This window comes from Woodsholea maritima DSM 17123, from assembly GCF_000382325.1.
GTDB classification, from domain to species: Bacteria; Pseudomonadota; Alphaproteobacteria; order Caulobacterales; family Maricaulaceae; genus Woodsholea; species Woodsholea maritima.
Map to the genome: position 1 here is coordinate 61,256 of NZ_KB908063.1, position 8,658 is coordinate 69,913.

Here is an 8,658-nt window from a genome sequence, read left to right on the forward strand (position 1 = left end):
GGGCGTCACTTATAATTGATACCTTTCCCTTTTGGGTTGAACAGGACTATCTGGGCCTATGACAGCAAACGCCATCCATACTCCTCAACGCGGGCCACGCCGTCTTCTGCGCCGGATCCGTGATCTTATGGCCGTGCAGGAAAACGCCCAGACGCGGCTAGATCGCCTGACCCATATTATCGCTGAGGAGACCCAGACCCAGGTCTGTTCGATTTATCTGATGCTGGCCAATGGCGCGTTGGAGCTGTCGGCGACCTATGGCCTGCAAGCCGATGCGGTTCACAAGACACGCCTGAAAGCCGATGAGGGCCTGGTCGGTCTTGTGGCGCGCCGCGCACGCCCGGTCTCGGTTGAGGATGCGCCCGCCCACCCCAATTTCTCCTACAAGCCGGAAACCGGCGAGGAGCCGTTTAAGTCTTTCGTGGGCGTGCCGATCCTGCGCGGGGGCCGTCTGGTGGGCGTTCTGACCGTTCAGACCCAGGCCAAGCGGCGCATGAATGAGGTCGAGATCGAAACCCTGCAGACCGTCGCCATGCTGTTGGCCGAGGTTGTCGTCAGCGGGGATCTGGTGACAGCCGAAGGCTTTAAGGGCCTGGATGTGCGCCCTACACGGCCAGAACGCCTGGTCGGAGCGGCGCTGGCCCCAGGCATGGGGATTGGCGTTGCCGTCCTTCACGAACCCCACGTGATTTCCGGACGCATGGTGGCGGAAAACGCCGAAGCCGAGGAAGAGCGGCTGGAAAGCGCGATTGCGCGCCTTCGCCGTTCGGTTGACGCCTTGCTGGATAGTGGGCGCCTGCCCGCCGGGACACCCTCGCGCGAAGTCTTAGAAGCCTATCGCATGTTCGCCCATGACCGTGGCTGGCTTAATCGCCTGCATGAGGCGGTACGCTCTGGCCTGACCGCCGAAGCCGCCGTGGAGCGGGTCAGAAACGAACATCGCGCCCGTCTGATGAAGGCGCGCGATGCGAATTTCCGCGAGCGCTTGCACGATCTGGAAGATCTCGCCAATCGCCTGCTTCGCCATTTGGAGTTGGAGCATGATGGGGCGAGCGGGCTAGAGCTGCCGGAAAATGCCATTTTGATTGCCCGCTCCGTCGGTCCGGCGGAGCTTCTCGATTATGATCGCACCAAGCTGATCGGTATCGCGCTGGAAGAAGGCTCGCCCACCGGCCATGCCGCCATCGTCGCCAAGGCCCTGGGCATTCCCATGGTGGGACAGGTGGAAGGCGCGCTCGATCTTCTTGAGGACGGCGATCGTGTCATTCTGGACGGGGAAACCGGCGTGCTGCATGTGCGCCCGCTGCCGGAAGTCACCAAGGCCTATGAAGAGCGTATGGAGAGCCTGCGCGCGCGCTGGCGCAGCTATGCCAATGATCGCCATGAACCGGCCGTCACCCGCGATGGGGTCCGCTTAGAATTGCACATGAATGCCGGCCTGTTGGTCGAGCTGGGCCAGATGGACGATACCGGCGCGGATGGGGTTGGCCTCTTCCGTACGGAATTCCAGTTCATGGTCTCTGATACCCTGCCCAAGCTGGACACCCAGATCGAACTTTATCGCGCGGCCTATGATCAGGTCAAAGATAAGCCAATTATCTTCCGCACCCTGGATTTGGGCGGCGATAAAGTGACGTCCTATACACCGTCTTTGCGCGAAGCCAATCCGGCCCTGGGTTGGCGCGGGCTTCGCATGGGCCTCGATCGGCCTGGGCTTTATCGCTATCAATTGCGCGCCCTGGTGCGTGCCGCAGCGGGACGCCCCTTAAGCGTGCTCTTCCCCATGGTTGCCACCCGCGAAGAAATGGCCCAGGCGCGTGCCTTTTTGAGACAGGAAGTCGATCACGCCGTGCGTCATGGCTATCAACCACCCAGCCTGGTGCGCGCGGGCATGATGGTCGAAACCATGGCAGCAGCCTATGATTTAGAGGCTTATTTCGACCTGGCGGATTTCTTTGCCGTCGGCGCCAATGATCTGATGCAATATTTTTATGCCGCCGACCGTCAAAACCCCAAAGTCGCCACGCGCTATGAGGTGATTGCGCCAGCTGCATTAAGACTTTTGAAATCTATTTCGGACGCATGTAAGCGTCACAATAAGCCCGTATCTGTGTGCGGTGAGATTGCAGGGCGGCCTTTGGAGGCCTGCGTCCTGGCTGCATTGGGGTATGAGCGCTTATCGATGGCACCGTCCAGCATTGGACCTGTCAAACAAGCTCTACGAAGCCTCGATGCCGGTCAGCTCGGCACCTGGCTTGCATCTGCGATGTCTCAACCGGCCGGGGGGCATATGCCGCATTTGCGGGCAGCGCTCCTTAATGCTGGGTCAGATGCAGGGCTCAACACGGAAAGTGTTGAAAAAGTCTTTCGTCTCTGATTAAGTTCGTTGATGTGGTGTGAGGGCCACATTTATGCCGACTGAGGGGTGGGGGCGTTCCCAAAAGGAGCGCAACGAGATGTCGAACACATTAATTAACTCAAATACGAACCAATTTGTTCCTATGGATGCTATTTTTCCGGCCGAAGACGGACACGTCGCAGGCCTTATGAGTGTTGGCGAGCGATTACGCCATGCCCGATCGAAGGCCGGTTTGACCCTCGATTCTGCATCTGCGCGCACTCGTATTCGCCGTGATTATCTAGAGGCGCTGGAGCATATGGACCCGCGTGGTCTACCCTCGCGCGCCTATACAATCGGATATTTGCGCACCTATGCGGCGTTTTTACGTCTGGATGTCGGCCCGATTGTGGATCAGTTCAAACAAGAGGTGGAGTGCGATACGGGTCGCGCTCAACCCACTGCGCCCAAGCAAAAGGTCGAGATCAAATTACCGCGTGGCGTTCTGGGTGTGGCCGTTATCTTGTGCTGCGTGATCGCCGCCGGGGCCTGGTATGCCACCCAAATCGGCAAGCAAGCCGAGCTTGCTGAAACCACACCGCGCGAAAGCGTGCGGGTAGAAGCGCCCAAAGCTTTGGTCGCTGAGCTGGAAGAGTCCATCGGGGTGGATCAGGTATGGGCGAATTTACCCAGCGCGCGCTCGCACCGCTCTTTAATCCTGCGCGCCAGTGCACCGACCTTCGTGGAAGTGCGTGATGCGTCGGGTCGGATTTTATTCTCTCGTGATCTGCAACCGGGCGAAGCCTATCGCGCCCCCGATGAGCCCGGTCTGACCGTGCTCACCGAAAATGCCGGGCGTATTTTTGCCTATGCAGGCGGACAATCTTTGGGTCCGATAGGCGAACAAGGTCAGGCGGTTGAAAATGTTTCAGCCGATACCTTGCTGGGCCGTAGCGCCAGCACCAATACGGCGGACGCGGCCTATTCGGGCGGGCTCTAAGCCGTCCTCTGAGGCATTTTATCATCTGTGCGAGGGGATGGCGCATGCCTTCCCCTCGCCTTATATCCGCGTTAGAAGGCAGTCTTAAAACACGCATGCCGCTTAACGCCTGAATGCGCAGCGGCCAGCCCCGAGGGCAAAGTCATGGCACAAGATCACACCTCCGTCCGGCCTTGGCGCGCGATTGAGCGCCGCGTTTCGCGCAAGATCCGCGTCGGCAATGTTGAGGTGGGCGGCGATGCCCCGATCAGCGTGCAATCCATGACCAACACCCCGACCACCGATGCGGGCGCGACCATTGACCAGATCCGCCGCCTGGAAGAGGCCGGGGCCGATATCGTGCGGGTATCCTGCCCGGATGAAGAGTCCACCGCGGCCTTTAAAACCATTGCCGCAGCGGCCAAAGTGCCCCTGGTGGCTGACATCCATTTCCATTATCAGCGCGCCATCGAAGCGGCCAAGGCGGGCGCGGCGTGCCTACGCATCAATCCGGGCAATATCGGGTCCATGGCACGCGTGCGCGAAGTCGTCCAAGCCGCCAAGGATTATGGCTGTTCGATCCGCATCGGGGTTAATGCTGGCTCTTTAGAGCGTGAGCTTCTGGAAAAATATGGCGAGCCCTGCCCTGAAGCCATGGTGGAAAGCGGGCTTAATCATGCCCGCCTGCTCGATGAGTGTGATTTCGATCAGTATAAAATCTCGGTCAAAGCCTCTGATGTGTTTTTGACCGTGGCCGCCTATATGGGCCTGGCCGAAGCCACCGATGCGCCTTTACATCTGGGCGTCACCGAAGCGGGCGGGGCGCGGACCGGCGCGGTGAAATCCGCCATCGGTATGGGTAATCTCTTATGGGCTGGGATTGGTGATACGATCCGCGTTTCTTTGTCCGCTGATCCGGTCGAAGAGATCAAAGTCGGCTATGACATTTTGAAATCGCTGGGGCTGCGCACGCGCGGAGTCAATATCATCTCTTGCCCCTCCTGTGCGCGCCAAGGCTTTGATGTCATCAACACGGTGGTGGCGTTAGAAGAGCGTCTGGCCCACATTTCTGAGCCGATCTCGCTGTCCATCATTGGCTGCGTGGTCAATGGACCGGGCGAAGCGACCTTCACCGATCTGGGCTTTACCGGCGGGGGCAAAGGCTCTGGCAAGATGTATATTGCCGGCAAACCCGATCATAATGTCTCTAACGAAGAGATGATCGAGCATATTGTCGAGCTGGTGGAAAAGCGCGCCGATATCCTACGCCAAGAGCGCGAAGCCACCGAGAAAGCGCGTGAGACAGCCCGCGATGCGCTCAGCGCCGCACAATAGCGCCTGGCTTAATTGGTTTTTTTCGGCGGGGTCGGGGTGAAGATCTCTGGCAGGGCGGAAAAGCTGATCCCCTCCTCGCGCAGGGCTTCACTTTCCTTGGCCGTCGTCTCCCCATAGACCAGGCGCTCGGGCTGCTCACCCTTATGCATGGCGCGCACTTCCTTGGCGAAGGTGTCGCCCACATAGTCAAAATTATTGCGGATATGGGCGCGCATTTTACGCGCAATATCTTCCAAATTCGACCCGTCAATATGGCTCATCTGGGTTTGTGCGCCCTCGGCCTTGATTGTCTGGGCCGACTGAGCCCGCTCGCGGCGCGCCTCTTTCTGGCGTGACGTGGCCAATGCTGGGGCCATCAACTGTTTACGCACGGCGGTGGAGCCACAATGGGGGCATTCCACCAGACCGCGCTGGGCCTGATCATCATAAGACGCAGAATTGCTGAACCAGGCTTCAAACCCGTGTTCATCCTCACAGATCAGCGCATAGCGGATCATGGCCCCTCAATCTCCTGATCACCGTGTAAGGCTGGAATACGCCCACGCGCACTGGCCACAGCCTCCAGATCAAGCTCGGCATAAAGAAGTCCCGGCTCATTATGGTCAAGCGTCGCGATCACTTCACCCCAGGGATTGATCACCATCGAGTGACCATAGGTTTTGCGACCATCTTCATGTTTACCGCCTTGGGCGGCCGCCAACACATAAGACCCGGTTTCGATGGCGCGCGCGCGCAACAAAACCTCCCAATGGGCGCGGCCCGTGGGCTGAGTAAAGGCGGCGGGCACCATCAGGATTTGCGCCCCGGCCTTGGCCAAACGCCGATAAAGATAAGCAAAACGTACATCATAGCAGATGGAAAGACCAATCTTGGCCCCTTGCGCCGACGTCTTCACCGCGCGTCGACCGCGCGCATAATTGGCGGATTCAGAATAGGTCTCGCCCTGGCCCAGGCTGACATCGAACATATGGATCTTGTCATATTGGGCTTTGATTTGACCATCCGGGCCAAAATGATAGCTGCGATTGACCGCACGCCCATCCGGGCCCAGCTGCGCCATCGAACCAATGAACAGATCAATATTCAAGGCTTCGGCCAGATCGCCATAGCGCACCATGCCCGGATCGGTATCCGGGGTTTTGATCGCGGCGAACAGAGCGTCTTTATCTTTCTGGATCAGATGGGTGCATTCAGGCGTCGCGATCAGGCGCGCGCCCTTGGCCGCCGCCTCGCGAATGGCCGCCTCGCTATCTGCAAGATTACCCATCATATCTACGCCGGAGCGCATCTGAACCAGAGCGATTTTCATTCTAAGCCGCCTTGCCCTCTAACAGAGCATCCAATTGACCGCGCATCTCCAAGGCCATCATATCATCACAGCCCCCGACATGGGTCTCGCCAATAAAAATCTGCGGGAAGGTTCTGGCCCCTTGGGCGCGATCCATCATTTCGCGTTTTTTTGCCATGTCCATGCCCGCATCGATACGGGTATAGCTGACACCTTTCTTTTTAAGAAGACCTTCCGCACGCACACAATAGGGGCACATCTCGCGGACATAAATCGTAACAGGCTGGCTCATAAAACGTCTTTCTTTTTTCGTATGATAGCGCATTGAAAACGGTTTATGCTGCGTTGAGCCTCAAACCGTCGTGTCGATGGGTTTGATCACACGGGCCAAGGCAATCGCACTGACTTTCGCTGCGCCCGCCCGCTTCAAGGCGCGCGCGCACGCCTTCAAGGTTGCTCCCGTGGTATAAACATCATCTATCAAAACGAAGCTTTTTCCAGAAATTTTATATAGCATACTTTCGCGAATTTTAAAGGCCCCTGCGACATTGCGCTGGCGCGCGGCTACGCCCTTTCCATCCTGGGTGGATGTTCTTTTAACGCGGGCCAGCAGGTGGGGTTCCACGCGCACATGCGAAACTTTGGCTAACGCTTTGGCCAATAATAAAGATTGATTATAACCGCGCTGGCGTAAGCGCTGCGGATGGAGGGGCACCGGGATCAAGCCATCGGCATCGCTCAAAAGCGCTTGTCCCGCGCGCGCCATCCAGGGGGCAAAACTCGCCAGCCCTTCGGTGCGGCCACCATGTTTGAACGCCAGCACCAGGCCCCGGCTCGCCTCATCATAGACCAGCGCCGCGCGCACATGTTCAAGGGGGGAGTGATCGGCCTGGCAGGGTGCACATTCCATCCCCTCGCCCAGATCATAATCGAAGGGCAAACCACAGCGCGCGCACCAGGGGGCTTCCAAAAAAGACAGCTTTTGCCAATCGGCGGGACTTAATGCCCCATGGCTCGATACCATCTCGCCTGACAAGGGCGAGACCGGCGGCCAGATCAGGTCGGTCATTCGCGTCAACAGCCAAGAGGCTTTTCTTCGCGTCCAATCCGCGCCATATCCCCGCCATGACCCGATCATCAACCTCGCGCCCCCTGATTTCTAATCGCCCGGCCCCGCCCACGCCCCAGGCTGCCCCGGTGGTGTTTGATCGCGCCTTGGTGCGCCAACACCGCACATCCAGCGCCGCGCAGTTTGGCGATTATGCCTATTTACATGCTCGCGCGCTAGACGATCTTCTTGATCGAGTTTGTCTTATTACGCGAGATTTTGAAACCTGTCTCATAATGGGCGCGGGCCCAGCGCTCGCCGACGCGCTCGATCATCATGATGCGCGTGCCAAAATGAAACACATCATTACGGCAGACTTAAGTGAGGCGCGCCTTCGCGGATCGCCCTATCCCAGCCTATGCCTGGATGAAGAGCGCCTGCCCTTGGGCGAAGCGCGCTTTGATCTCATCATCTCGGTGCTGCATCTGCATTGGACCAATGATCCCGTGGGCGCGCTGATCCAGATGAATTATGCACTGAAACCCGATAGCTTTTTTGCAAGCGCTCTGCTGGGCGGCAAAACCCTTCATGAGCTGCGCCACGCCCTGCACGCGACGGATGAGGCCCAGGGCCGCGCCCAGGCGCGCCGGATCTCGCCCTTTGCCGATACCATGGACTTTGCCCAACTGCTTAGCCGGGCCGGATTTAATATGCCGGTCAGCGATATTGACCGGGTTAATGTGCGCTTTGGCAATGCCTTTTCCCTGATGCGCGATCTGCGCGGCATGGGTGAAACCAATGCCCTGATTGAGCGCCCCCGCGAGGTGCCATCTCGCGACTATTTCCTGGAGGCCAGTGCGCGCTATCACGACCAATTCGGCCATGAGGATGGGAAAATCCCGGCCACATTTGAGATTATTCATGGGGCCGCCTGGGCCCCCCACCCTGATCAGCCCAAACCCAAACGCCCCGGTTCCGCAAAGGTCAGCCTCGCTGAAGCGCTCGGCACACAGGAAATCTCTGCCGGCGATAAGGCGGGGTAAGGTTTGCCGTCAGATAGTCGATGGGCGATCAGCCCGCAAGGCCCAACCCTCAAGTAGGCGATAGCCGGCAGGGCATTAAAGAAGTGTCCGCCCGCAGCGAAGCGAGGATCTCATGAAAAACTGTCATCCCGGATTTAATCCGGGATCTATTGTGCTTCAAGGCGATGTTTATAGATCCCGGGTCGTGCTTTGTTGTGCGCTAGCGCCTGTCGGCTACTTGAGCGCGACGCTTGCCCGGGATTGTTTGTTGTCGGTGGTGTTAGGGTAAAGGGGAAGCTGCGACCCTTAACCCGCAGCTTCAGCGTCAGGCGACCGTCCCGGGGTTGGGTTTTCACCCGCTGTCATCACGGCTCCCTGACGCTTCCCTTTTCCCGCTTGGAGAGTTGATTGGGCCTCTGGCTGACACCCACGCCCGCAAACAATCCGAAGCACGTCAAGGATAGCACAGTCATGCCCGCCCTGCAGCAGCCTCCCGCCCATGTCTGCGGCTTTGATGTCGCCAAGGACACCATCACCGCCTTCGACACCGCCACCGGGCGTGTCACGACTTTCCCCAACCGCTCCGCCAGCATCCGCAAGGCGCTGACAGGCCTGTCAGCCGACGGCCTGTGCGTGCTGGAGCCGACC

Annotated in this window: 8 protein-coding genes; 4 read left to right on the plus strand and 4 right to left on the minus strand. The window is 58.7% G+C overall.

From position 1 onward, the window contains the following. Positions 1-58: 58 nt before the first annotated feature. The 3 genes from ptsP to ispG all read left to right on the plus strand — a co-directional run bounded on the left by ptsP (position 59) and on the right by ispG (position 4,652). A complete protein-coding gene (ptsP, locus tag H151_RS0114015) occupies positions 59-2,377 on the plus strand; it encodes a phosphoenolpyruvate--protein phosphotransferase (protein ID WP_019962301.1) in 2,319 nt (772 codons plus the stop codon). Between the two features lie 79 nt (positions 2,378-2,456). Next, a complete protein-coding gene (locus H151_RS0114020) occupies positions 2,457-3,338 on the plus strand; it encodes a helix-turn-helix domain-containing protein (protein WP_156823522.1) in 882 nt (293 codons plus the stop codon). A gap of 144 nt (positions 3,339-3,482) precedes the next feature. After that, positions 3,483-4,652, plus strand: coding sequence for a flavodoxin-dependent (E)-4-hydroxy-3-methylbut-2-enyl-diphosphate synthase (gene ispG / locus H151_RS0114025; RefSeq protein WP_019962303.1), 1,170 nt, complete (start codon positions 3,483-3,485; stop codon positions 4,650-4,652). Positions 4,653-4,660: 8 nt separating this feature from the next. On the opposite strand, the gene H151_RS0114030 is transcribed toward ispG, so the two are convergent. The 4 genes from H151_RS0114030 to H151_RS0114045 are packed head-to-tail and all read right to left on the minus strand — an operon-like array spanning position 4,661 to position 7,078. Further along, entirely contained in the window at positions 4,661-5,149 is a 489-nt protein-coding gene (locus H151_RS0114030) for a DUF1178 family protein (RefSeq protein ID WP_019962304.1), read from the minus strand. Then, positions 5,146-5,961 (minus strand): carbon-nitrogen hydrolase family protein, encoded by an 816-nt coding sequence (locus H151_RS0114035; protein ID WP_019962305.1) that lies wholly within the window; start codon positions 5,959-5,961, stop codon positions 5,146-5,148. Before H151_RS0114035 ends, H151_RS0114030 begins: the two co-directional genes overlap by 4 nt. 1 nt (position 5,962) lies before the next feature. Further along, a complete protein-coding gene (gene grxC, locus H151_RS0114040; RefSeq protein ID WP_026354028.1) occupies positions 5,963-6,232 on the minus strand; it encodes a glutaredoxin 3 in 270 nt (89 codons plus the stop codon). Between the two features lie 60 nt (positions 6,233-6,292). Continuing rightward, complete coding sequence (locus tag H151_RS0114045; protein WP_233354600.1) at positions 6,293-7,078, minus strand: ComF family protein; 786 nt, start codon at positions 7,076-7,078, stop codon at positions 6,293-6,295. Here H151_RS0114045 and H151_RS0114050 point away from each other — a divergent pair. Next, entirely contained in the window at positions 7,066-8,031 is a 966-nt protein-coding gene (locus H151_RS0114050; RefSeq protein ID WP_019962308.1) for a methyltransferase domain-containing protein, read from the plus strand. The two genes, H151_RS0114045 and H151_RS0114050, sit on opposite strands and share 13 nt — an antisense overlap. Positions 8,032-8,658: the final 627 nt, after the last annotated feature.

Excerpts from the sequence above, each read along its gene's own strand:
- H151_RS0114035 (WP_019962305.1), bottom strand. The coding sequence starts at position 5,961 with ATGAAAATCGCTCTGGTTCAGATGCGCTCCGGCGTAGATATGATGGGT.
- H151_RS0114050 (WP_019962308.1), top strand. The coding sequence starts at position 7,066 with ATGACCCGATCATCAACCTCGCGCCCCCTGATTTCTAATCGCCCGGCC.
- H151_RS0114030 (WP_019962304.1), bottom strand. The coding sequence starts at position 5,149 with ATGATCCGCTATGCGCTGATCTGTGAGGATGAACACGGGTTTGAAGCC.
- ptsP (WP_019962301.1), top strand. The coding sequence starts at position 59 with ATGACAGCAAACGCCATCCATACTCCTCAACGCGGGCCACGCCGTCTT.
- H151_RS0114045 (WP_233354600.1), bottom strand. The coding sequence starts at position 7,078 with ATGATCGGGTCATGGCGGGGATATGGCGCGGATTGGACGCGAAGAAAA.
- grxC (WP_026354028.1), bottom strand. The coding sequence starts at position 6,232 with ATGAGCCAGCCTGTTACGATTTATGTCCGCGAGATGTGCCCCTATTGT.
- ispG (WP_019962303.1), top strand. The coding sequence starts at position 3,483 with ATGGCACAAGATCACACCTCCGTCCGGCCTTGGCGCGCGATTGAGCGC.
- H151_RS0114020 (WP_156823522.1), top strand. The coding sequence starts at position 2,457 with ATGTCGAACACATTAATTAACTCAAATACGAACCAATTTGTTCCTATG.